A 24,202-nucleotide genomic window follows, 5' to 3' on the forward strand; every position below is an offset into this window, starting at 1 on the left:
ACCGATACGGCTTCGAACCCATGGAGTTGGAACGCAAGACGAAAGGAGATGCACCCCGCTGACTATTCAGGAGGAGAGAGAAAAGGTCCAACTCGGTTCTTCAGTCTAGTCGGTCGAGTCGTCTGTACGGAGTTTCCCGCCCTGCCGGCCAAGGGTCTCGAACTTGCAATTGCTCCGAACATCGTTCCAAGCCACGATTATCCCGCACCGAAGGAGGTCACAATGAGCGATGCAACCTACGCGGACGTCGTCGGCAACCTGCGAGCAGCGGCCGTCCGAGTCCATGAGCTGGAGGCAGACGGCAGAATTGCTGTGACGTTAGCTGCAGGCCGCGTTATTGCGATGGCGTTCTCGGCGGACGGGCCGAATCTGCTCTGGTCACACCCACAGCTCGATGATGTCAACCTCGTCAATAAACCGGACCAGCTCACCGGAGGTCTCGGAGGAGATCGCCTATGGTTCTCGCCGGAACTGACTTATCACTGGGACGGGAAGCCCGACTGGGAGACCTTCGCGAACTATAGGGTGCCCCCACCCACCGACCCTGGAAAGTACGAATTCGTCGGGGGAGATTCGCGCTCAATCACCCTCCGAATGGAAGGAGAGCTGCCGGTGCACGGGGGCGGTTCGTCAGTCGCCTTCCACGTGGAGCGCTCGATCCGTGTCGCCGAACCGCCTCTGTCCCGAGAGCATCGACTGCTGGCCGGAATCGAGTACCTTGGAATCGAGTCCTCGCATATGCTTGAGATTGCCGAGCGCACTCGCCGAGGTGTCATTGACTTGTGGCACTTGCTTCAGATGCCGCCCCGAACGGTATTGGTCGTTCCGATCAAGAAGGCGACCACTCCGCTGGCAAAGCCACTTTCCTACGGGCTACCTGGTGGCTGGGTTGAGAAGCCGGATCACATCATGTGGCGCTATGGCGGAGCGGCCCGGGCGAAATTTGGACTATCGACTATCGCGCTCACCGGACGGTCTGCCGTTTTCCGACAGCTCGCGGACGGACGCTGGTGCATGATCGCACGCGAGTTTCCCGTAGATCGCGCTTCCGCATACTGCGATCATCCCCATCGATCCCCTAGAACCGACCAGGCGTTTCAGGCCTGGGATGGCTTCGGATTCGGGGAGATGGAATTTCACAGTCCGGCACTGGACGCCGAGCATGGACCTCGCATTATCAGAGAATCCGACCGCTTGTGGGCGTTCGCTGGCACCAAGCAATCGATCGCCGCACTTGCTGAACAGTTGCTAGAGGTCGACGTTGAGTACATCCTGAAGCATGAATCGGCCTACGAGTAGACTCACCGAGCATTTTCGTGGGCAGGGTCGCGTTTATCACCGATGGAAGGACTCGAACCCAGTGTCGCAAGGGCGTTGAGGAATTTGTCATAGATCGTCGGAGGCATGCCGATACGTCCGCTAACACAACCTTGCGCACTTATGTGGAGGAGAGACTTGCCGGCGCCGTCGTGGCTCCAAGCGGCGCTTCCGTTCCTCGTCCCGGCGTCGTGGAAGGGCCGCCCGCATGGCCCGCGAAAGGATCGGCGATGGGCCAAGGCCCGGAGCCTGAGCAGATTGCCCGTCGCCTGCCGATCGACTTCCCGGACGACAGACGATGCGCATCAGCCACAAAGCCATCTATCAGTCCCTCTTGGTTCAGGGCCGGGGAGTGTTGCGCCGCGAGCTGACGGCCTGCTTGCGAACAGGATGCGTGATGCAGATGCCCAACGGCGCATAGGTGAACGAGGCAAGAGCTTCGTCTCGCCGGAGATCATGATCAGTCAACGCCCTGCCGAAGCGGCCGATCGAGCAGTGCCGTGACATAGGGAGGGAGACCTCATTTTGGGCCTTGGCGGCGGGCAATCGGCACTTGGTCGAACGCACGACGCGCTTCACGATGCTGCTGCATCTTCCGCGCCTTGCAGGGGACAGCGAAGCGCCGCGTATGAAGAACGGGCCTATACTGGCGGGACACGCGGCCGAAGCCGTGCTGGTCGCTCAGCTCGCAGTCGGCCGCCTTTCGGTCCTGTCCGGTAAGGCGCCTATAGTAAGTTGCACGCGGCAAGCCCGCGAGGCGGCACAAACGCTGCACGTCGGCATAAGAATCTGTTGCCTCCGATGTCATCGTTTTGATGACCTCAATGGCGGGTACGGTGTCGCTTTGCGTTGCCAGCCGCTCGCGCAAGGCTTGCCAAAAAAGATCGAGGTCCATCAGCTGACGGGCCTTCCAGCGCTCGAAATGGGAGATGCGCGCTTTGGCAAGTGCGGAACGCTATCGTTGTACGTCGCTAGCTGCTTCATCTTGCGGGACGCAGCCTTGGGTCCGCACTGGCGGTTCAACCCGTCTGGCCTATCGGCCTTCCACGCCTTGATCCACTCGTGGAGGATCTTGCGAGAAATCCCGAGTTCACGAGCTACGAACGCCATCGCCTCTTTCAACCGCGTGATCTCCTTTATTTTGTAGGTCGTCGGAAACAGACGGTTTTTTACTTATATTGCCATAAGGCGCAGGAGCCCGCGACGATTGCCGTTCGCCAGACTCGCTGCAGTGACCAAGGGCCGGATACAAAATTCGTCGTGGCCTCAATAACCTTTGGAGGCTCCTGGGGACCCGCAAGCCTGATGGACACGTCTAATTGTGCGATGCAAGCATGCGAGCTCACGTTAGCTATTAGTGCTTTGGCCGCGTACATTCAAAAGCTGCGCATTACGCCGTTAGGCGCATAATTTCGAAACTGCTAGGCTTAAATCGGCGAACTTCGCCTTCGGAGATCGCTAATGTGTGCAAAGCGAGAATTACCTTTGGATTGGGTGGGGGAGATTTGCGTAATATCCTAATCGCTGAATCCGCCTTCCCGGCGTTTGACCACCAACAGGCCATCGCGGGGCGCAGCAATGGCTTCTTTTGTTTCGCTGCACCGAGATGTGACGATAAGGTCGCCGCTGGGCTCCCTGGTGGCATCGGACGCGACAATATCGAATTAAACGGGGCGAAGAAGCGGGATATCCCGGTGGGCTATGTGCCGAACGTCGGCGCTGATGAGATCGCGGATGATGCGCTCGGAGGTTCGCGGTGATGCGATTGACGAACAAGACAGCGATAGTAACCGGGGCCGCACAGGGGATCGGCCTTGCTATTGCGCGAAGCTTCGTGGCTGAAGGCGCCCGTGTCGCTTTGGTTGACATCAATGCTCGCTGTGGCCGCGAAGCAACGGAGCAGCTCTCTAGGCAAGGCGCAGAGGTTTGCTTCATCGAAGTCGATGTCGCGAATTCCAAAGCAGTGGACACAATGGTAGTGGAGGTGGCGGATCGCTTGGGATCGCCAAATGTGCTTGTTAATAATGCCGGAGTCGCCGTCTTCAGAGATCCGCTGGAGACGAGCGGAGAAGATTGGCGGCATTGCTTTGCGATTGACCTGGATGGCGTCTGGCACTGCAGCCGTGCCGTGTTGCCTCATCTGCTGAACCATGGGCAGGGCGATATCATCAATATCGCGTCGGTGCATGCTTCTCAAATTATCCCGAAGTGCTTTCCGTATCCCGTCGCCAAGCACGGTGTGCTCGGCCTTACCCGCGCGCTCGCTATTGAATATGCCGATCGCGGCATCCGCGTAAATGCAATTTCTCCGGGATATATCGGGACCGAGATTGTAGAGAATATCTTTGCAAGCGCGCCCGATCCGGAGAGGCTCCGCGCAGAAACGAATGCACTCCACCCGATCAAGCGCATCGGACGCCCAGACGAGGTCGCTTGGACAGCGGTTTTTCTCGCGTCAGACGAGGCGCGATTTTTGACGGCGCAGAACATCGTTATCGATGGCGGACGCTCGATCCTCTTCCATCACTAATGGGATTTCGTCCATAATTCAAAAAAAGGCAGCGGCGATCGATATCGGAAGCCTCATCCCGTCATCCGCCACGCGCCCCCCCCGGAGCTTTCCATGACGTTCGCCCGTCGCCTTGTCGACCACCTTAGCCTGACCACTATCACCGACAACTCTACCGGTCGCGCCCCCTTCGCGCTGCTGCTGTCCAACGTCAGCGATTTGGAGTGGAGAGAGACCGGCCTGGCCGAGAACGGCGATGGGTTCTCCGCCGAGTTTGCGCACCCTAGCGGACTGCGGGCCGAGCTGCGCGCCCGGACCTTTAGCGACTCGCGGGCAGTCGAAGTATCCGGCACAATCCGCAACGCTGGCTCGCGCACCGTCGCTGGCGTCACCGGTTGCGCGACGCTGCAGCTATTCCTACTCGCCGACTCCAGCTGGGGCGCGCCGAAGATGCGGACATGGCGCGGAGGCATGATGGCCACCGCCTTCCCGCCGATTGACTTCGAGCCCGTCAGTCGCCAATTGCTCAAGCCGGTGGGCTACCCGGGAAACTCGGAAGTCTCCACGCACTGCGGCCTTGACGGCCGCAGTTCGTCCGAGAACCTCCCATTCGCGCTGCTGGCCGGGAACGGTACTGGTATCGCGATCGCCGTCGAGTGGTCCGGGGCTTGGTACGTCGACGCGCGCAACGACCCAGAACCGGGTACAGGCCGCGGGTACCCGCTGCGGCTGGAGGCGGGCCTGTGGGGCATCGGACTGGACCTACGTCCCGGACAGACACTGCCGCTGCCCACTGTCCTGCTCGCCCCGTACAGCGGTGATCCGACCGACGGCGGCAATGCCCTGCGGCGGCACATCCGCCGCCATGTGACACCTCGACTTGATGGCGAGGAGGTCGCGCCGATGACCTCGTTCAACCACTGGTTCGCATTCCGGACCGACTTCACCGACGCGCTGTTACGCCCCGCTGTCAAAGCGGCCGGCGCTGCTGGGCTGGAGTACTTCGTGATCGATGCCGGCTGGTTCGCGGGCGGCTTCCCGAAGGGCATCGGTAACTGGCATGAGCCCGACCCGCAACGCTTTCCCGATGGCGTCGCCCCGTTTTCCGAGTACGTGCGCGCACAAGGCATGCGATACGGCACCTGGTTCGAGCCCGAATACGCACATGTAGAAAGCTCCCTATACCGACAGCATCCTGACTGGTTCGTACCCGTGGAGTCGCTCGTGCGGCCGCAGACGTACCGGAACTGGATGAGCAAGCGGACGTGGCCGGCCTTTCACGTTCACGCCAACGACTACCGGATGCTCGACTTTGGCCTTCCCCAGGTGCAGCAGTATTGGGTGGACCGGATCAATGCGGCGTATGCCGATTGGGGGGTGCGCTGGATCCGTTGGGACTTCAATCACCCCTCGCTGTACCGCTGGAACGCGACCCCAGAACCGGGCTGGGCCCAGATCAACCACATCCAAGGCCTCTACACCGTCTTGGACCATCTAATCGAAACGCTCCCCGACCTGGTGATCGAGCAGTGCGCAGCCGGCGGCCATCGGATCGACCTCGGCACCGCCCGGCGCGGCCACACCTTTTGGATGAACGATCACTCAACTGATACCGACACCGTGCGCCGGCTGCAAACACGGCTCAATCAGGTGCTGCCCGGCAACTACGCGAACACCAACCTTTGCCAGCCGCGGCATGACTTCACCGACTACGACTACCTCTCGCACAGCTGCGGCCCGTTCGGGTACAGCGGCCGTCTCTGGGAAGCGACCGATGCCCAGCTGCGCGGCTACGCCGCGGCAATAAAGAATCACAAGGAGTTCCGGCACCTGCTGCTCGGCGACTACCGGTTCGAACTCGCCGACCCCGAGGATCCCACCGCGCACGAGGTGCACACCTGGACGGACGGCGGTCAGCAGCTAGTGATCGAACTGAATGGTGCCAGTGGCTCTCAAACCGCGAGCGCGACCGTCAAAAACTGACGCTGTTCCAAATCCCTGATCGCTAACGGATTTACGCTAACAGCAAGAATAAACGACTCGACACAGATTATATGGAGAAGAATCATGAGCGACCGCCCCCTGAACAACACTGATTACTGGCAGCCTAAGCGGGCCGAACCACGATACGGTCTCGAGCTGCCGGCGAAGGATTTGCGATGGCTAAGTCAGCTCGGGGTCGGTGTGCTCTGGGGGATTGCTACAGCCACGGGTGAAGCAGCAAAAGTTGACAAGGGCTATCTAACGACCGAGCAGCTCCTGCATGTGAAAGAGATATGCGAGGATGCAGGTGTGAAATTGGAGGGGATGAGCCTACCTTCAAGATCACTGTCTCTGCTTGGGAAGCCCGGTCGTGACCTTGAGATCGAAAATACGTGCCGCACGATACGATCAATGGGGGAAGCCGGAGTTCCAGTGGCGTGGTGGACGTTCTTCGCGGACATCTTCTGGGACCACCGGGTCGGTTATTACGAGAGTTTGGGGCGAGGAGGCATGTCAGAGCATGCCTTCGATTTCGAGAGGGTCAGGAATGAACAACCTTTTCCTGAAATCGGCATCGTAAGTGAAAAGGAAATATGGGACCGCCTGACATATTTTGCGAAGCCAGTTATCGAGGCGGCGGAAAAAGCCGGAGTGCGGATGGCATTGCATCCTAGCGATCCTCCCGTTCCGGTCATGCGAGGCGTTGCGCGCCCCTTCACTACGCCGGCCGATTACCTCCGTTTTTTCAAGGAAATACCCAGTGAAGCTAATGGAATGGACCTATGTATCGGCGTGTTCACCGAAATGGCCGGGGTCGATCCAATTGCAGAAATCCACCGCTTCGGACGTATGGGAAAGATTCACATGGCAAGCTTTCGGTCGGTTAAGGGCAAAGTACCGCGATATACCGAAGTCCTCCTCGGCGAAGGAGACGTCAACATGATCCAAGCCATGAAGGCGCTCAAGGAAGTCGGGTTCAATGGATTACTCATGGCCGAGCACGCGCCCGCCCTCGAGGGAGATAATCCCACCACCACAGGCGGCACCGTTGATGGCCATGTCGGATTTTCTTATGAAGCTGGCTACATAGCCGCCGCTGTGCAAGCTGTTAACACGCTGTCATAGACGCGTTAGGCTGGTAACGCCGGCACTAACGTCGTCACCGGGCGTATTTGGTCGTCAGAAATCGATCACCCGTCGATATCACGAGCCGAAGCTGGCGTCGGTCAGCATGTTGGAGGACAAGCACGGCGAGGCTGCGCGAGCTGCTGCGAAGCGCCAGCCGACCTAACGCAGACCTCCATGTTGGCGCCGTGTGGCCGAAGCTACGAAGCTTGTTCACCTTCGGGGATGGAACGACAGTTAACGCGGCCGACCGACTTGCATGACGGCTACAAAACCGCCCCCGCATAACTGATGAAGGTATTACCATGCGTAGTTCAGCCCTTCCTTTTTTCGGGGTAAAGGTCGTTGATTTCGGCCAGTACATCGCCGGCCCGGCGGTGGCAATGATCCTCGCGGATCTTGGGGCTACGGTCGTGCATATCGACCCTCCATTCGGTCCCCTCTGGGATAGCCCGGCCAATGCGACGCTCAATCGAAACAAACTGATTGTCGCGATCGATCTGAAAACTGAGGAGGGCGTATCGCAGGCGCACGCCCTTATCGCGGAGGCGGACGTCGTCGTGGAAAATTTCCGCCCGGGCGTGCTAAGCCGCCTCGGGATCGACTTTGCGGCGCTGCGCAAGGCCCGGCCGGACCTGATCACTGTGTCCATCCCGGGCTTTGCATCCACCGATCAACTCCGTCGCGAGTGGCGCGCCTTCGAATCGGTGATCGCGGCATCCTCGGGCCTGTTTACCGACATGGGGCTGAACCGCGTGCTGATGGGTGTCAATCCGTCGTTTTCACCGCTGCCTCTGGCTTCCGCCTACGGCACGATGCTCGCGGTATCCGCCGCGGTGCTGGCGATTCAGGCGCGCGAGCGCAGCGGGATCGGCGACCAGATCGAGGTGCCTCTTGCATGCGCGGTCTCGGAGGGGCTCGCATACAACTCGATCAGCATCGACGACTGTCCGCTCCGCTACAAGTCGCCAATTGAACGTGAGATTGACCGGCGACGCGAGGCTGGCCTAGCCATGGATCTTTCTTACGAGTCAGTACAGGAACTGATCAATCCGTTTGGCCGCAATTACAAGTGCAAGGACGGGCGGATGTTCTATCTCCTCTGCTCCAGCCAAAAGGAGCATCCCCGGCGATGCTTGCAGGTGCTGGGACTATACGACGAACTGGTAGCCGAGGGACTTGCGGAGGAGGTCAATGTTTATCTTCCAATCCGCGAATGGCGATTCGACGTCTCGCTCGCCGCCTTGCCGAAAGATTGGGTTGACAAGATTGCCGGGCGGATGAAGGCCGCGTTCATGACCCGAACCGCAGAGGAATGGGAGCGAATCTTCGGGGAAGCTCGGATCCCTGCCGCGCCGCAACGTTGGTTGCAAGAATGGATCAGCGACGAGCACGCAGAATGCGCGGGCCTGATGATCGAGGTCGACGATCCCGTATACGGGCGCATGAAGCAACCTGGACCTGTGGTCTGGCTCGAAGAAAGCAGGGAGACAATGCTGAACCCAGCGCCAAGGAAGTGGGTTGCCGTCGACGAGGCCGTCGCAGCACTCTCAGAGATCCCTGCCAGGCCGACTGCACGATCGGCCGAGAGGTTGGTGGGATGGCTCGACGGCGTGCGAATTCTTGACATGAGCAATGTCATCGCTGGTCCGCACTCGACATTCTATCTCGCCCGGTTCGGGGCGAACGTGATCAAGATCGACCCGGCGAGCCCGCTTAACGGCCCCTTGATCACGGTGATCTACGGCATGACGCATATGCGCGGCAAGCGATCGGTGCTGGTGGATATCCGCTCATCCCGTGGACGGGAGGTATTCGAGAGGCTGGTGAAGTCCGTTGATGTCGTCGTCTGGAATGCGCCTGACCGGCAGGTCAAGGACCTAGGGCTCGATTCGGAGAGCCTGAAAACGCTCAATCCGGACGCGATCTTCTGCCAACTCGATTGCTTCGGCGGCGTCCGTCGCGGCCCGCGCAGCGATTATCTCGGCTATGAAAACAATGTCCAGGCGACGAGTGGCCTCATGCTGAGGTCCGGTGGCTCAGCGGAGACACCCGAAGAATACGCGCACGTCGGTACGATTGATGTAATGGGCGGCTTTGGTGCGGCCCTTGGCGTGGCTGCCGCGCTGTACCAGAAAGCTAGGACCGGCCACGCAGGGCGGGCCCGGACATCACTGGCGGCGCTCTCCGGCCTTTTGCAGATGCCGTTTTGCTACGACTACGAAGGGCGTGAACCGTTCGATGAGCCGTCTGGTCTCTATGCCAAGGGCTATGATGCGCTGAGCCAATTGTATGAGACGACCTCCGGCTGGCTCATGCTCAGCGCCTCGGAGCGCGATCTTGTTCGCTTTGCGGATGTCGAGGGGCTTCAAGGCCTTGCATCTGTCTCGAGTGAGGACCGGGTCTCTTTCCTTGCCAAGGCTATCAGAAAGGCTTCGGCGGAGGAATGGCTACTGAGATTTAGTGCAGCCGATATCGGCGCCGCAATCTGTGAGAATATTTCGTCAATTCGGGCGCGAAATTCGGGGCCTGCAGATGGTACTCGGGGTTCCGAACAGGCGAGCTATTCTTTCTCAACATTGCGCGACCACCCGAGCGGTCATGTCGTAACGCAGGTTAATGCATACGCCATCCGCACGACGGTCGGCCAGGTCTATTCGCTGCCCCCTGCGGAAAAATACGGCGCCTCGACGCGGCAGGTTTTGCGGTGGTTGCAATACACGGAAGCTGAAATCAACTCGTTTCTTGCCGCGGGCGTGATAAGCGAAAGCTGGAGTATGGAATATTTGCCTAGCTAAAGGCAGCACTGATTTTTTGTCTTACTTGTAAGCTGCGGTCACCTCTTCGGCCGATGACTCGGTTAATGCATACGATCGGCCGATTTTAGATTTCATTTGGACGCCTCTGACAGACGGTTCGAATCAAACACAAGCAGTCATTGCACGATCGAGATGCTAAACGGGTGGCTACTTTCCAATAGAAGCTCACCGCCGGCGCGCAACTACGTAATGCTAGCAACGCTTCGCCAAGCCTTGGGCTTCCCGCCCCGTCCTTTCGCGCCATATCGGGCCCGGACGAAAAAAGACCGAGAGCGCGTTGGTGGGCCGCAGACCGCCAGCGAAGTCGTCCGGCCTGTACAGGCCGATTGCGCTGTCGAGATCGAGGACTCGCTTACTCAGCGCCGTGGCGTGCTCGACGAGAACGTACGCGCGTCAATCGTCGATGCCTGCTGCGCATCCATCATGGGAGTCAAGAAATGGCGGTCATTGCGCAGCTCGACGGACACAGCGAAGGCAAGCTTGAGAAAGCGGCTCTGGTATTTGCTCTGTCAACGTTCCTATCAGCCGGCCGTACGAGGACCACGCGATCCTGCTCACCAGCAACCGCGGCTCCGGCAAATGCGGTTCGCTCGACCGCGGCACCTGGGTCTATCGTCTCAAAAATGATATCGCCGAGCTTTGACCACGTCTGGCGCGGCACGACCCGTTGAGAAGAACGACTCGAACCATAATTTGTAAGTCGAGGTGCGTTTCTTCGCTCCGTATGGAAAGACCAGTATCGTTTAAAGGGAGGTGTATCGGCTTTTGTCCGTCATTGGCTTACGTCCGCGCCACCGTGCAACAAAGCCTAACATTGTGGGCTGCGTTGGCTCGTCCACATGCACGAGGATAGCGCTTTGCTGGATAGTGATCATTACATTGCCGCTAGATTTACCAGAACAACAGGTTCGTGACGATTCTGAAAGCTGGCCCAAACATTGCGAGCGCCCAAAAGTTCATCGCGTTTCCAAACCGGGCTGAAATCGCTGCCGCCTAGCACGCTGGCCAACGGCTATCCCGGTCTAAATGTGAAATCAACTCAAGTGCCTGCCAGCAGCCATAGTGCCGCAGATTATCATCAATCCAGAGAACGCTGCGAAGATCGTCCGCGAGGACTCTGACTGGTCGCGATGAAACGCCCGGACGGCAAGACGCATGCGGATCACATCCATCGCGTTGGCTGACATGGAAGACAACATGATCTCCATAAACAACGCATGATTGTCGGGAACACTTTCTTCGCGGCGTTTTTTTACGTCCTCGCTGATAGTTTTGAGATTCGCCCGCTAGATTGCGTGTTTCTTGGAATCGCGAAACCCAGCCTATTTGGTACTCCGTGCAAAGCGGGATGGTAGCGTTTCTGTGACAGCTTCAACATTTGTGCTGCGCGTCCCGCCGCCTACCGCAGCAACCGAATTGAGTTTCGCGCGTCGATATGATTTGCGATGATCCAATGAACGCGCAGCTCGAAACGAGACCTCGCTTTAGACGAGCGATGTTGAACCGTGCCTTGAACGCGCCCTTATCATATTCTGGCCATTGCAGCGGAAAGATACGAGCGCTTCACCTGCAATCGTACAACCCTCCATTTGAGACTGGCTACGAGTCGCCATTTCCATCTTCCTAAGGCCAAGATCGCGTGACTGAAGCGACATTAATCATCGCGCTCCGCGGCACTCATGCAGGATTTCGGCTTACCGAGCCTCCACATCAGTCGAATTCGGCCTTCGCAGCCGTTTAATCTTTTCGTGAACGATAAATCTTTCGGGAGGGAAAACGAGTGCGTCATTTTGCTAATCGCGGCCGCCTGATGCAGGCGCGTCGCAGCGGACTCGACGGCGCGCTCAATAGCATGCAATCCATCAAGAATGAACATCGTGGTTTAGTAGGCGGCGGCGCGTTAGTGGGACATGCGCCAAGCCCGGGGACAGGGGCGATGCCGGACGCGAACGATGCCTTTGTGAAGTTTTCGGACATCCAGAAGACCTACGACGGCGAAACGCTGGTCGTTAAGGATCTCAATTTGGAGATCGCTCGGGGTGAGTTCTTGACCATGCTGGGCCCCTCCGGCTCCGGCAAGACGACGACCCTCATGATGCTTGCTGGTTTCGAGGTGGCTACCCAAGGCTGTATTCTTCTGGAAGGGCGTTCGATCGACCACATGCCTCCGCACAAGCGCGACATCGGCATGGTGTTCCAGAACTACGCGCTCTTCCCGCATATGACCGTGGAGGAGAATCTTGCCTTCCCGCTTAAGGTCCGCAAGCTCGGCAGAGCGGAGAGCGAGGCCAGGATCAAGCGGGCGCTAGACATGGTCCGGCTCGGCGCCCATGGCAAGCGCCGGCCCGGTCAACTTTCCGGAGGCCAGCAGCAGCGCGTCGCACTTGCTCGCGCCCTTGTTTTCGATCCCAAGCTCGTGCTGATGGATGAGCCGCTCGGTGCGTTGGATAAGCAGCTGCGCGAGCAAATGCAACTAGAGATCAAGCATATCCACGAGGATCTGGGCGTCACGCTCGTTTACGTGACGCATGACCAAAGCGAAGCGCTGACCATGTCGGACCGCATAGCGGTGTTCAATGACGGTGCCATCCAGCAGATCGCAGCGCCAGCTGAGCTGTACGAGCGGCCGCGGAACGCCTTCGTTGCCCAGTTCATCGGCGAGAACAACCGGCTGCACGGCAAGATCGTCGCGATGGATGGCGCGACTTGCAAGGTAGAAGTTCTAGGTGTGGGCGACGTGCAGGCGCTTGCAGTCAATGTCGAAGCGGTTGGTCGGCCCACCGAACTGTCGTTGCGGCCGGAGCGGGTGAAGCTGAACCCCACGCCGGGCTCGCTGCCCAATGTCTTTACCGCGCGGGTTGCTGAGGTGGTTTATCTAGGCGACCACGTGCGTGCTCGGGTCTCGGTGTGCGGCCATGATGGCTTTGTGATCAAGCTGCCGAATTCGGAAGGCGTGGTGCAGCTCGAGCCGGGCACACCGATCACCATCGGCTGGAAAACTGAAGATTGTCTGGCGCTCGACCGATCGTGAGGATGACCCACGACATCGCCGGCAGGCCGAAGCAGAAGTTTGACAGCGCCGCTCCTATCGTAGGGGCGGCATATCGGGAGGGAAGCAAACGATGAGGAAGAAATTGATGGTCGTCCGTGCCTTGGCCATAATGGGGCTGACAGCCGGTGCGCTTGCGCCAGCGGAATTTGCCTTTGCGGCCGATCAGCTGACGATCGTCTCCTGGGGAGGGGCCTCCCAGGCCGCCGAGCGCAAGGCCTATTTCGAGCCCTTCACAAAGGCGACCGGGATCAAGATTACCGAAGACGAGTGGAACGGCGAGACCGCCAAGATCCGCGCGATGGTCGAGTCCAAGACCGTCAGCTGGGACGTGGTCAACGGTGGCGGGTCAGCCGCCTGGGCCCTGTGTACTCAGGGCCTCCTCGAGACGATCGACTGGAAGAAGCTGGGTCTCGACAGGGCAAAGTTCGGTGAGGCCGGCAAATTTGACTGCGGGGTGCCGTCGTCAGCCTCCTCCACGGTCATCGCGTATGACAGGGACAAGCTGCCGAATGGCCCGAAGACCATCGCTGACCTGTTCGATCTGCAGAGATTCCCCGGCAAGCGCGGACTGTGGAAAAATCCCTCAGGCAATCTCGAATGGGCGCTGATCGCCGACGGCGTGCCCATCAAGGACGTGTACAAAGTCCTCCGTACCTCGGAAGGCGTCGACCGCGCTTTCAGGAAGCTCGATACGATAAAGAAGGACGTCGTTTGGTGGACTGCCGGCGCTCAGGCACCGCAGCTTCTGGCCGATGGCCAGGTCGTCATGACCGCAGCTTTCAACGGCCGCATCTACAGTGCCATCAAGGACGAGGGTAAGCATTTCGAAATGATGTGGGACGCCGCGCCAGCGGGTTGGGGCTATTGGGTGATTCCCAAGGGCAGTCCACATCTGGACGACGCCTACAAGTTCCTCGCTTTTGGCGGCTCACCCCAGCCGCAGGCCGACCTGACGCGCTACATGCCCTATGGGCCCGCCAACAAGGATGCCATGGCCCTCGTTGATCCGGCAATGATACCCAACCTTGCCAATGCACCCGGCCATGAAGCCCTCATGCTGAACACCGACTTCCTATTTTGGAATGAGCATGGCGATGAATTGCGCCAGCGCTTCACCGCTTGGCTAGCGAAGTAAAGAATGGGGAATGGCGAGGAGGACGTTCCGTTCTCCTCGTCCCAACCGACGATCAATGACCGAAGAGTGAGAGAAGTTGATGGCGACGATGGCAGCCCAAATCGCCGGCAGTCCAGACGGCATGCCGCTACGGATTAAGCTGCAGCGGGTCGAACGTCGGAGCAAGCTGAAAGCGTTTACCTTCGTCCTGCCGCTTCTGCTGTTCATCCTGATCGCGTTCGTCTTGCCGATCGGTCGGATGATGTTCAAAGCGGTCCATGACAATACGCTATTGACGCTCATGCCGCGAACCACGGCAGCGCTAAGCAGCTGGGACGGCAAGGATCTGCCCGACGAGAGTGTCTATGCCGCTCTCGCCGACGATTTGACGCATGCCTGGGCCCAGAAGACCGCGGGCGCTATCGGCACACGGATCAATTATGAGCTGCCCGGCGCCGGTGGCCAGGTCGCGTCGAGCGCCCGAAAGGCGAGCACACTTTCGACCGGCCCCTACAAAGCGGCGCTGATCGAGATCAGCCCCCTGTGGGGGCAACGTGACGTCTGGAGCTTGCTCAAGCGCGGTCGCTCTGCCTATACCGCCTATTACTTACTGCGTTCGGTCGATTACCAGTATGGCCCCGACAGCCAAATCGTCGCCACGCAGCCGGAGAATGCGATCTTCCGCGACGTCTTCCTGCGCACGCTTGGCATTAGCATCGGCGTAACCGTCCTGACTCTGCTGCTAGGTTTCCCGGTGGCTTATCTCCTGGCGACACTGCCGCCGAAAACCAGCAATCTGCTGATGATCGTGGTCGTGCTGCCGTTCTGGACCTCAGTGTTGGTACGTACCACGGCCTGGGTGGTGCTCCTGCAGCAACATGGGGTTGTGAACGATGTCCTGATGGCGCTGCATATTATATCGCAGCCCGCGGAGCTCATCTTCAATCGGGTCGGCACAGTAATCGCCATGACTCATATCCAGCTGCCTTTCACGCTGCTGCCAATCTACAGTGTAATGAAGACAATTTCGCCCAACCATGTCCGCGCTGCTCGCTCGCTCGGCGCAGGCCCATTCTACGCCTTCTGGAAGGTTTACTTCCCCCAAACCCTGCCGGGGATCGCCGCTGGCTGCCTGCTAAGCTTCATTCTCTGCCTTGGCTACTACCTCACTCCCGCGCTTGTGGGGGGCGCGGCCGACCAGATGATCAGCTATTTCGTCGCCCACTACACCAATGAGGACCTCAACTGGGGCATGGCCTCGGCTCTTGGCGTCATACTGCTCACCGCGACTCTATTGCTCTACTATGTCTACAACAAGCTGGTCGGCGTCGACCGGCTCAAGATGGGGTGAGAAGGATGACCGCTTTCGCCTATGCCTCTCCGCTAGAGAAGAGCTGGCACTATCTGCACCGGCTGATCTGCGGGGCGGTGCTGCTGTTTCTGATCGCGCCAATCCTTGTGATCATCCCGCTGTCCTTCAATTCTGTGCCCTTCTTCAGCTATCCAATGCCGGGGCTGTCACTGCGCTGGTATGAGGAATTCTTCCTAACAGTTCGTTGGCAGGGCGCTCTGTACAACTCCATGTTCGTTGCGATGTCGGTCACGCTGCTGTCGACCACACTAGGCACGCTAGCCGCGCTCGGGCTCAGTCGTCCGAACTTCCCCTGGCGCACGGCGGTGATGAGCCTGTTGATCTCGCCCATGGTCGTCCCGGTCGTCATAACCTCGGTGGCGGTGTATTTCTTCTATGCCGATATGAGGCTGCTCAACAGCTATACCGGGCTGATCCTAGCGCATACCACGCTGGCTACGCCCTTTGTCGTCATCGCCGTGACCGCGACCCTGATGGGTTTCGACCGCTCGCTCACCCGCGCAGCCGCCGGTCTCGGCGCCCCACCAATCACGGTCTTCTTCAACATCATCCTGCCGCTCATTCTACCCGGACTGACCTCCGGTGCGCTCTTCGCTTTCATTACTTCCTTCGATGAAGTGGTCGTCGCTCTTTTCGTCGCCAGCGCCGGACAGCGTACCCTGCCCAGAGTCATGTTTTCTGGAATCCGCGAGGAGATCAATCCGACCATTATTGCCGCCGCCACAGTGCTGATCCTGTTCTCAATCACCATGCTGACCACTGTTGAGCTGCTGCGCCGGCGCTCGCAGCGGTTGCGTGGGATCCGCAACAGTTGAAGGTTCCGGCCGTAGCGTGCTGAGACTCTTAACCAGCGGCCGTCGCACTCGCAATTTGCCCGAATGGGGGGCGGGGTTCGCGTGTTGCAATCGGCCAAGTGGAGCTGACGCTCTCGGCGTTTCTCCCTGCTTGCCTACGAGACTGGTGGACCGCTCAGCACTAGGAAGCTGGCTTGGCGAAGCCTGTCACCATTGATTAGAACACCGAAGATTTCGTCCAACCAGGACCATATACCAACTGTCGCCGTTTCCGGCCCGTCGGCTCCTCTCATAAGGTCAATCTTTTATGAAGAAGGTTCATCCCGGCGGCCGGCACGGGAGTTGAAATCTGATGGCCGGACCCGCGAACAGATGGCTGCACGCGCAGCGAAAGAACTGCGTGACGGCTACTCCGTTAACCTCGACATCGGCATCCCGACGCTCGTCTCGAACTACATCCCCGACGGCATAGACGTCAGCCTCCAGAGCGAGAACGGCATGCTCGGCATGGGCCCGTTCCCCTATGAGGGCGAGGACGATCCTGATCTCATCAACGCCGACAAGCAGACGGTGAGCGAGCTGCCGTCGACCGCCTATTTCTCGAGCGCCGATTCCTTCGGCATGATCCGTGGCGGTCACATGGATCTGTTCGATCCTCGGCGCCATACAGGCAGGTGGCCCAGAACGGCGATCCCGCCTACTGGATGATCCCGCCAAGATGGTGAAAGGCAATGGGCGGCCGATGGATCTCGTCGCCGGCGTCAACCGCGTCGTCGTGGTGATGGAGCACTCGGCCAACCGCGGGAAAGTCGTCGTGCGAAAGAGGTTGCGTCGCGATGGGGTTGCCGGCTTTTTCGCCAATTTACCGGCCTGCCTGGTCGGCATGGAAGCTTCCAACGGGGCACACTATTGGGCTCGCGTGCTCACGGAGCTTGGCCATCAGGTCCGACTGATCAGCCCTCAGTTCGTGACGCCATACGTCAAGTCGAACAAGAACGACCAGAACGATGCGGAAGCCATCTGCGAAGCGGTCGGCCGTCCGTCCATGCGCTTCGTACCACCGAAATCAACCGATCAGCTGCGCGAAGCCTCTGGCTCGGCAAGATGCGGCAACGGCGCCATCCCAATGTCGTGGCCGTGGCTCTTGCCAACAAGAATGCACGGATCGTGTGGGCTATGCTCACAGGCGACGCGGCTTATGAGCCGGCGCTGCCCAGAACGCGCGTGCGCAGGTGAGGGAAAGGCTTTGTCTCGCCGGAGATCATGATCAGCCAACGCCCCGCCGAATTAGCCGATTGAGCGGTACCGGGACATTGGGAGGGAGATCGCATCCGCGGTCTTGGCAGCTCGGCGATCGGCACGCTGGTCGAACGCACGACGCGTTTCACAATGCTATTGCATCTTCCCCGGCTCGCGGGACATGGCGAAGCTCCGCGCACGAAGAACGGCCCTGCGCTCGCCGGACACGGGGCCGATGCCGTGCGGGACGCGATTGCGCGCACCATCATCACCTTGCCCCAAGAACTGCGCCGTTCGGTTGACTTGGGATCAGGGAGCCGAAATGGCTCAGCAAGATCGTCTCAAGATCGACGCGGTGTCCAGGTCTACTTCTGCGACCCGCAAAGCCCATGGCAGCGTGGCACCAACGAGAACACCAATGGGCCGTTACGTCAGTACATCCCGAAAGGCACACACCTGAGCCCCCACAGCGCTGACGAAATAGCCGCCGTGGCAGCGGCCCTCAATTCTCGACCGAGAAAGACTCTGGGCTGGAAAACGCCGGCAGAAGCGCTTGACGAGTTGCTGCCATGAGTAAACTGTAGAAGTTTCGACTTAATCTGACGGCAAGGTTTGAACTGGCAGGGATTGGAGCTGCTGGCGAGCAGGAGCGCTCACCCAAAGGGCGCTCCCGCGCAGCCCGCAGCGTCTCACAAGAGACGTTACCATGACCCAGGAACAGAAGGTCATTCGCGCGAAAGTCGGAATGCTGGAATTGGCCAAGCAGCTCGGCAATGTCAGCCAGGCTTGCCGGATGATGGGCTATAGCCGCGACAGCTTCTACCGGTTCAAGGAACTGTACGACAACGGCGGTGAGCTGGCGCTGATTGAGATCAGCCGCAAGAAACCGGTCCTGAAGAACCGTGTCGCGCCGGAGGTCGAGGCGGCCGTCGTTGAGCTGGCGATCGACCAGCCGGCCTGGGGCCAGGTGCGAGTCAGCAATGAGCTCAGGAGCCGCGGCCTGTCGATCTGCCCGTTCGGCGTGCGGGCGGTGTGGCTGCGTCACGATCTCGCCAACGTCAAGAAGCGGCTGACGGCGCTGGAGGCCAAGATGGCCCAGGACGGCCTGGTGCTGACTGAGGCCCAACTCGTTGCGTTGGAAAAGGCCAAGTCCGAGAAGGAGGCGCACGGCGAGTTCGAGAGCGAGTGCCCCGGCTATTGCGGTGCGCAGGACAGCTTCTATGTCGGCAACATGAAGGGGGTGGGGCGGATCTATCAGCAGACCTTCATTGACACCTATAGCAAGGTGGCGTTCGCCAAGCTGTATGATCGCAAGACGCCGATCACGGCGGCCGAACTGTTGAATGATCGCGTGGTGCCGTTCTTCGATGCGCGGGGCATCCCACTGAACCGGATCCTGACCGACCGCGGCACCGAGTATTGCGGCAATCCGGAGCATCACGAATAGGAGCTCTACCTCGCCGTCGAAGACATCGATCCCACCCGCACCAAGACGAGGAGCCGACAGACCAACGGCATTGTTGAGCGCTTCCACCGCACCGTGCTTGAGGAGTTCTATCGCGTCGTGTTCCGCAAGAAGATTTATCCGAGCATCACTGCGTTGCAGAGCGATCTCGATGAGTGGATCGCTGCCTACAATGAGGTGCGCCCGCATCAGGGGCGCTGGTGCTACGGCAAGACGCCGATGCAAACTTGCTTGAGCAAGTGCTCTGTCGAGAGAGAAATTGTTGCCGGCTGCGTGAGGTCGGACATGAAATCTTTGTCGGACACCTGCCGCGACAAAGCACCCACTGTTAGCTCAAGTCGCTTCTTTTACAAGTAAACATAGTCGGCGTTGCGACGACCGCTTGAATCCGCCCAATATGCCTCGGCGGATTACCGCAAGCTGACGCAATCCGCCGGCTTCAGGGCGTCAATGAACCGCAAGGGCGACTGCTATGGCGATGCTCCGATGGAGAGCCTCGTTCACACCCTCAAGACGGAGCTCCGCCACCACAGGCACTCTGCAACACGGGCAGAAGCCACATGGGATATCTTTGCCTATATTGAGGGCTTCTACAATCGAACTCGTGTTACTCCGCCATCGGCTTTATCAGCCCGATCGAGATGGAGCTAAAAGCAGCTCTGTCCATTTTTTCGGGGAAAGATCACTACCAATTCTTGGAGGAGATTGCGCGGCTAAGGTCAGCTAGAAGCTTTTGAGAACTGATATAATGATGAATGCGGTACCGCTGGTTATGCTCTGATCGAGACGGTCCATTGGAATGGGCTTCCTCTACGCGGCCAGCAGAAAGGGGCCTATGCCAAGGGATAACTACCTTGCCAACGGAACGATGTTGTCAGTCTTGCTGGATCGGACTTTGCTGGCTCTGTCCGCCACGACCACAGCAATCCTTTTCACTTGGCTGCTAAACTACAGCACTTACGGTCTCGATCTCAGCGACGAAGGTCTCCACCTCAACTCCATCGCGAACCCATTCGCCTACGCCATCAATATTCCGCCGTCCCTTTTCGGCTTCGTCTATCACTGGCCATATCAGTGGGCGGGTGGCGACATTGCAGTGCTTCGCATGGAGAACGTCACGCTCACCATGGCGCTGGGCTGGATTCTCAGCTTCCTTGTGATCCGGCGCCTCTGGATAGTTAGCCGGCCGCATGCGGCAGTGCTATCGGCAGGGATCGGCAGCTTGGCATTAGTCAACTTTCGAAGCTGGTTGCTTACCCCCAGCTACTACACACTGACCTTTCAATCGCTCTTGATGGTGGTGATCGGCTTGCTGCTAGCCGAACGGCCAGGGCGCATCGGCCGAGTCTTGGGATGGATCCTGGTCGGCGTTGGCGGCTGGTGCTGCTTCATGGCCAAGCCGACCACCGCTGCGGCCGTTGCCTTCGTCGTTATGCTCTATGTGGTCGTTTTGCGCCGAAAGTCGCTGCTGCCCATGCTTGGCGCGGCGCTGGTCGCTCTCGCTCTACTGATCGTTACCGCCTACTTGATCGACGGCGGCATCACCGGGCTGGTGACCCGTATGGTCAACAGTGCCGAGATGGAAATCCTGCTGGGTGCCGGGCACGAGATGTCTCGCATGTTTCGGATCAACGGGCTCGCCACCAGCTGCTTGCAACTCGCTATCGCTGTGTTGCTGGCGATAACCGTTCTGCTCAGCATTCTCATGGGGGCTACGCACAAGTTGCTCCCATCGCTGGCTCTCGCAGCAGTGTTGATCTTAACAATGGCGATTGCGCTGCTGGGGAACGATCCGATCAGCATCAAGCCCTCGACCCTGTTCCTGGTGTCAGCCTTCACATGCGTTGGCGCGGTGTTCTATCGTGAGAGATTGGTTCTGCGCACCCAGACTCCCACCAGCATCGCTCTGGCGCTAACCTTCTTGGTCCTGCCGCACCTGTCCGCACTGGGCTCCAATCTCAATTACTGGACCCTCGGTTCGATGAACGCCTTGTTCTGGATGCTCGCGGTCGTGGCCTTCCTGAGCCCTCTTGCGCAACAGCGACGCAGCGTCGCTACCCTATTGCCCCTGACGGTGTTGGCACAGTTGCTCACTGCATCAGTCGTAAATGGTGGCCTCCTCAAGCCGTTCCGTCAGCCGAAAGATCTGCGCGCTTATACCGCTGTCATGCCCATGCCGGGTGGTGGAAAATTGGTGCTCTCGCAATCCTTCCAGGATTATCTGTCCACGGCCAGAGCCCAGGCTCGTGCGGCCGGCCTTGAAGTCGGTACCCCGGTGGTCGATCTCTCTGGCCGCTCGCCGGGCCTGCTGTATGTGCTCGAGACGCGAGCGCTCGGTCTACCATGGTTGATCGGGACATTTCCCCGCGGTACGGGGGATTGGGTCGGTCTACCATGGCTGATCGGGGGATATCCCGGCACTAACGCAGTCGCGGTGAAAGCGCTCGAACTTGAGGACTGCGCCGATCTAGCCAAAGCGTGGATACTGATCGAGCCGGAGGGTCCGCGTCATCTTGAACAAGCCAGTGTCATGGCCTCCTTTGGAGCCGGGCAGGCGGACTACGTCGCCGCCACTACATTCGAAACCCCCGTCAACGACGGGGAATTTCCGAATACTTACAGGCAGTTCTTGTTGAAGCCCCTACGCCCCGGCGCGCTGGCGAAGCAATCATGCCGCGAAGCCAGACGACAACGGCCAGATACCCATAAATGGAGCCAATGGTGAAAGCAGTGATCCTCGCGGGTGGCCTTGGAACCCGAATCTCCGAGGAAACCCATCTTCGGCCCAAGCCCATGATCGAGATCGGCGGCAAGCCGATTCTGTGGCACATCCTCAAAATCTACTCGCACTATGGCATCAACGATTTCGTCATCTGCTGCGGCTACAAGGGCTATCTGATCAAAGAATACATCGCCAACTACTTCCTGCACATGTCGGATGTCACCGTCGACATGACGAATAACCGCATGGAGGTTCACCAGCACCATGCCGAACCTTGGAAGGTGACGCTGGTCGATACGGGCGAGAAGACCATGACCGGTGGGCGGCTCAAGCGAGTTGCTAATTACCTGACCGATGATGACACCTTCTGTTTCACCTATGGCGATGGTGTGGGAGACATCGACATAACCGCATTGATCGCCTTCCACCGTCGCCAGGGTACGCTCGCCACTCTAACTGCTACCTATCCGCCTGGCCGTTTCGGCGCCCTCGAAATTCGCGCTGATCACCGTGTCGCGACATTCAAGGAAAAACCCCGGGGTGATGGGGGGATGATCAATGGTGGCTTCTTCGTGCTCTCGCCGAAAGTAATTGACCTGCTGGTGGATGACTCCACTGCTTGGGAGCGCGAGCCGCTCGCAGCCTTGGCTGAGCAGCAACAGCTTTCGGCCTACCAGCACCACGGCTTTTGGCAGCCCATGGATACTCTGCGCGACAAGACATTCCTTGAAGCGCTCTGGGTTGAGGGCAAGGCTCCATGGAAGGTGTGGGAGAAATGAGCATCTTCTGGGCGGGCACGCGCGTCTTTCTCACCGGGCACACGAAGTTCAAGGGCTCGTGGCCCGCTCTTTGGCTGCAACATATCGACCCCCGGGTTACCGGCTACGCGTTGCCCCCGCCGCCCGCAACGTCCAGCCTATTTGAAATTGCCCGCGTCGGGGCTGCCAAGGAGTCGATTCTGGGCGACGTGACCAACTACAATCATTTGGTCAGCACGCTTCGTAGCGCTGTGCCTGATATCGTTATCCACATAGCCGCACAACTGTTGGTCCGCTATTCCTATGCCAATCCATGTAAGACCTATCGCACCAATTTCATGGGAACGGTCTACTTGTTGCAGGCCGTTCGGCAGGTGAACTTGGTCCGCGCCGTGCTCAACATCACCTCCGATAGGGCCCATCGTGACCACGATCGGCTCGGCGGACGTGATCCCTGTAGCAACAGCAAGGCCTGTGCCGAACTTGTATCCTCGGCCTTCCGTGGCTCTTTTTTCAGCCCCAGCCATGTGGGCCGCACGGTGGCGCCGGCCACAGCCCGTGCCGGCAATGTGATCGGCGGTGGCGACTGGGCCCAGGATCGGTTGATCCCCGATATACTGACACATTGCGGAAGGTGGTGGAAATCCGCTCGCCGACCGCGATTCGTCCGTCGCATTTCACCGGCGCCCAACGAGATTGCGGCGATAGCATGTATGGACCTTGTCAGATTTCCTTTGTCGCCTGTGGCGCTAATCGGCCTTATGGCGTCAAGAACATCGGCAAGTTGCAGGTGGGCGCCCGGCCGATGGCGCGCGGACATTGTCTTCTGGCGGTCGCCGCTCGTCCGAAACATCGAGTTCAGGGATGCGATGCCCGGCGATCGTTGAATATCTAAGAGCCTATGTCGATTGATGACTCAGGAAGCTCCGTCCAAGACTCGCAGTGATCGACAATGGCCTCTCCCGTTGATCACGATTGCCATCCCTGTCCTCAATGAGGCCGACAACCTCGATGCACTATACGAGCGACTTTGCCATCTGGGCGAAACTATGGCGGGGCGCTGCACACTTGAATTCGTGTTTAGCGATAACCATTCAAATGATCTGACTTGGACGAAGCTCTCGGAGCTGGCGAACAAGGATTCCCGAGTAAGGGCCATTCGCTTCAGCAAGAACGTCGGGTATCAACGATCGATTCTCGCCAACTATATGCATGCGCGGGGCGACGCCGTGATGCAGATCGATGCCGACCTCCAGGATCCGCCCGAGCTTCTTGCCGAGTTCTTTGACTTGTGGCGATCGGGCTACCGGGTTGTATACGGCATTCGCAGGGTGCGAGCGGAAGGCGCCGCGATCAACCTATTTCGCCGACTTGGCTACTGGACAATCGACAAATTGAGCGAGCACCCCATTCCCAGGGACGCAGGCGATTTCCGATTGATCGATCGCGCGGTCCTTGACGCACTGACGAGAATGAACGTGTCGAGTCCTTACCTTCGCGGTATGATCGCCGGACTCGGGTTCGAGCAGATCGGCGTTCCCTACAAGCGCGATCCTCGCGCGGTCGGACAAAGCAAATTCAACCTCGTGCGAATTACCGAGTTAGGGCTTGCCGCGCTTATCAATCACTCGGTCATTCCGTTGCGCCTTGCTACCTTTGTGGGAGCTGCTGCGCTCATGATCAGTATCATCGGCGGGCTGTATTTCGTCATCGGGAAGATCGTTCAGCCGGACTACCCGCGCGGATTCGCCAGCGTATACGTGCTGCTGTCCTTCGGGATAGGCCTGAACGCCTTTCTGCTCGGTATCGTTGGGGAATATCTGCTCCGAACTTATCGGATCTTGCGTGGCGAACCTCTCGCCATTGTCGAGGACGCCCTTAACTTCCGGACGGACGAAATCAGGCTTTAGCCGGCAGGGAAGGCGCTGTAGCG

Annotated in this window: 16 protein-coding genes and 4 pseudogenes; all 20 read left to right on the plus strand. The window is 59.1% G+C overall.

The window, feature by feature from the left end; translation table 11 throughout:
* Positions 1-222 precede the first annotated feature (222 nt).
* The 20 genes and pseudogenes from AB7008_RS09330 (at position 223) to AB7008_RS09425 (ending at position 24,179) form a co-directional block, all read left to right on the plus strand.
* Positions 223-1,299 (plus strand): DUF6786 family protein, encoded by a 1,077-nt coding sequence (locus AB7008_RS09330; protein ID WP_441258738.1) that lies wholly within the window; start codon positions 223-225, stop codon positions 1,297-1,299.
* A 95-nt stretch (positions 1,300-1,394) separates the two neighbouring features.
* Positions 1,395-1,990 (plus strand): annotated as a pseudogene (locus AB7008_RS09335) (transposase); the annotation flags it as partial.
* Positions 1,991-2,822: 832 nt separating this feature from the next.
* Positions 2,823-3,077 carry a hypothetical protein gene (locus tag AB7008_RS09340; RefSeq protein ID WP_441258739.1) on the plus strand — a complete coding sequence of 85 codons (255 nt, stop codon included), beginning with the start codon at positions 2,823-2,825 and terminating at the stop codon, positions 3,075-3,077.
* Positions 3,077-3,847, plus strand: a complete 771-nt coding sequence (locus AB7008_RS09345; protein WP_441261197.1) for an SDR family oxidoreductase — start codon at positions 3,077-3,079, stop codon at positions 3,845-3,847. The genes AB7008_RS09340 and AB7008_RS09345 overlap by 1 nt, the downstream gene beginning before the upstream one ends.
* A gap of 93 nt (positions 3,848-3,940) precedes the next feature.
* Positions 3,941-5,809 (plus strand): glycoside hydrolase family 36 protein, encoded by a 1,869-nt coding sequence (locus AB7008_RS09350; RefSeq protein WP_441258740.1) that lies wholly within the window; start codon positions 3,941-3,943, stop codon positions 5,807-5,809.
* An 84-nt stretch (positions 5,810-5,893) separates the two neighbouring features.
* Entirely contained in the window at positions 5,894-6,934 is a 1,041-nt protein-coding gene (locus AB7008_RS09355) for a mannonate dehydratase (protein WP_441258741.1), read from the plus strand.
* A 305-nt stretch (positions 6,935-7,239) separates the two neighbouring features.
* Positions 7,240-9,732 (plus strand): CoA transferase, encoded by a 2,493-nt coding sequence (locus AB7008_RS09360; RefSeq protein WP_441258742.1) that lies wholly within the window; start codon positions 7,240-7,242, stop codon positions 9,730-9,732.
* Positions 9,733-11,689: 1,957 nt separating this feature from the next.
* Positions 11,690-12,784 carry an ABC transporter ATP-binding protein gene (locus AB7008_RS09365; protein WP_441261198.1) on the plus strand — a complete coding sequence of 365 codons (1,095 nt, stop codon included), beginning with the start codon at positions 11,690-11,692 and terminating at the stop codon, positions 12,782-12,784.
* A 91-nt stretch (positions 12,785-12,875) separates the two neighbouring features.
* Positions 12,876-13,940, plus strand: a complete 1,065-nt coding sequence (locus tag AB7008_RS09370) for an ABC transporter substrate-binding protein (protein ID WP_441258743.1) — start codon at positions 12,876-12,878, stop codon at positions 13,938-13,940.
* Between the two features lie 79 nt (positions 13,941-14,019).
* Positions 14,020-15,270: an ABC transporter permease gene (locus AB7008_RS09375; protein ID WP_441258736.1), complete on the plus strand. Its 1,251-nt coding sequence runs from the start codon at positions 14,020-14,022 to the stop codon at positions 15,268-15,270.
* A gap of 5 nt (positions 15,271-15,275) precedes the next feature.
* Positions 15,276-16,106: an ABC transporter permease gene (locus AB7008_RS09380; RefSeq protein ID WP_441258744.1), complete on the plus strand. Its 831-nt coding sequence runs from the start codon at positions 15,276-15,278 to the stop codon at positions 16,104-16,106.
* 351 nt (positions 16,107-16,457) lie between these two features.
* Positions 16,458-16,908, plus strand: a pseudogene (locus AB7008_RS09385) (CoA-transferase); the annotation flags it as partial.
* A pseudogene (locus AB7008_RS09390) lies at positions 16,888-17,163 on the plus strand (IS110 family transposase); the annotation flags it as partial. The pseudogenes AB7008_RS09385 and AB7008_RS09390, both read left to right, overlap by 21 nt.
* Positions 17,164-17,474: 311 nt before the next feature.
* A complete protein-coding gene (locus tag AB7008_RS09395; protein ID WP_441258745.1) occupies positions 17,475-17,897 on the plus strand; it encodes an IS30 family transposase in 423 nt (140 codons plus the stop codon).
* A gap of 133 nt (positions 17,898-18,030) precedes the next feature.
* Positions 18,031-19,146 (plus strand): annotated as a pseudogene (locus tag AB7008_RS09400) (IS481 family transposase).
* Between the two features lie 129 nt (positions 19,147-19,275).
* The gene (locus AB7008_RS09405; RefSeq protein WP_441261199.1) at positions 19,276-19,440 is read left to right on the plus strand and encodes an IS3 family transposase; all 165 of its coding nucleotides are present in this window, start codon (positions 19,276-19,278) and stop codon (positions 19,438-19,440) included.
* A 148-nt stretch (positions 19,441-19,588) separates the two neighbouring features.
* Complete coding sequence (locus AB7008_RS09410; protein ID WP_441258746.1) at positions 19,589-21,514, plus strand: hypothetical protein; 1,926 nt, start codon at positions 19,589-19,591, stop codon at positions 21,512-21,514.
* Positions 21,511-22,290, plus strand: a complete 780-nt coding sequence (gene rfbF / locus AB7008_RS09415; protein ID WP_441258747.1) for a glucose-1-phosphate cytidylyltransferase — start codon at positions 21,511-21,513, stop codon at positions 22,288-22,290. Before AB7008_RS09410 ends, rfbF begins: the two co-directional genes overlap by 4 nt.
* Complete coding sequence (locus tag AB7008_RS09420) at positions 22,287-23,156, plus strand: GDP-mannose 4,6-dehydratase (protein WP_441258748.1); 870 nt, start codon at positions 22,287-22,289, stop codon at positions 23,154-23,156. Before rfbF ends, AB7008_RS09420 begins: the two co-directional genes overlap by 4 nt.
* A 78-nt stretch (positions 23,157-23,234) precedes the next feature.
* Positions 23,235-24,179, plus strand: coding sequence for a glycosyltransferase family 2 protein (locus AB7008_RS09425; RefSeq protein WP_441258749.1), 945 nt, complete (start codon positions 23,235-23,237; stop codon positions 24,177-24,179).
* The last annotated feature ends 23 nt before the right edge of the window (positions 24,180-24,202 follow it).

Source organism: Bradyrhizobium sp. 521_C7_N1_3 (assembly GCF_052075975.1).
GTDB classification, from domain to species: domain Bacteria; phylum Pseudomonadota; class Alphaproteobacteria; order Rhizobiales; family Xanthobacteraceae; genus Bradyrhizobium; species Bradyrhizobium japonicum.

Coding starts and splice junctions, on each gene's coding strand:
- AB7008_RS09330 (WP_441258738.1), top strand. CDS start 223: ATGAGCGATGCAACCTACGCGGACGTCGTCGGCAACCTGCGAGCAGCG.
- AB7008_RS09345 (WP_441261197.1), top strand. CDS start 3,077: ATGCGATTGACGAACAAGACAGCGATAGTAACCGGGGCCGCACAGGGG.
- AB7008_RS09350 (WP_441258740.1), top strand. CDS start 3,941: ATGACGTTCGCCCGTCGCCTTGTCGACCACCTTAGCCTGACCACTATC.
- AB7008_RS09355 (WP_441258741.1), top strand. CDS start 5,894: ATGAGCGACCGCCCCCTGAACAACACTGATTACTGGCAGCCTAAGCGG.
- AB7008_RS09360 (WP_441258742.1), top strand. CDS start 7,240: ATGCGTAGTTCAGCCCTTCCTTTTTTCGGGGTAAAGGTCGTTGATTTC.
- AB7008_RS09365 (WP_441261198.1), top strand. CDS start 11,690: ATGCCGGACGCGAACGATGCCTTTGTGAAGTTTTCGGACATCCAGAAG.
- AB7008_RS09370 (WP_441258743.1), top strand. CDS start 12,876: ATGAGGAAGAAATTGATGGTCGTCCGTGCCTTGGCCATAATGGGGCTG.
- AB7008_RS09375 (WP_441258736.1), top strand. CDS start 14,020: ATGGCGACGATGGCAGCCCAAATCGCCGGCAGTCCAGACGGCATGCCG.
- AB7008_RS09380 (WP_441258744.1), top strand. CDS start 15,276: ATGACCGCTTTCGCCTATGCCTCTCCGCTAGAGAAGAGCTGGCACTAT.
- AB7008_RS09395 (WP_441258745.1), top strand. CDS start 17,475: ATGCTATTGCATCTTCCCCGGCTCGCGGGACATGGCGAAGCTCCGCGC.
- AB7008_RS09405 (WP_441261199.1), top strand. CDS start 19,276: ATGGAGAGCCTCGTTCACACCCTCAAGACGGAGCTCCGCCACCACAGG.
- AB7008_RS09410 (WP_441258746.1), top strand. CDS start 19,589: ATGGGCTTCCTCTACGCGGCCAGCAGAAAGGGGCCTATGCCAAGGGAT.
- AB7008_RS09420 (WP_441258748.1), top strand. CDS start 22,287: ATGAGCATCTTCTGGGCGGGCACGCGCGTCTTTCTCACCGGGCACACG.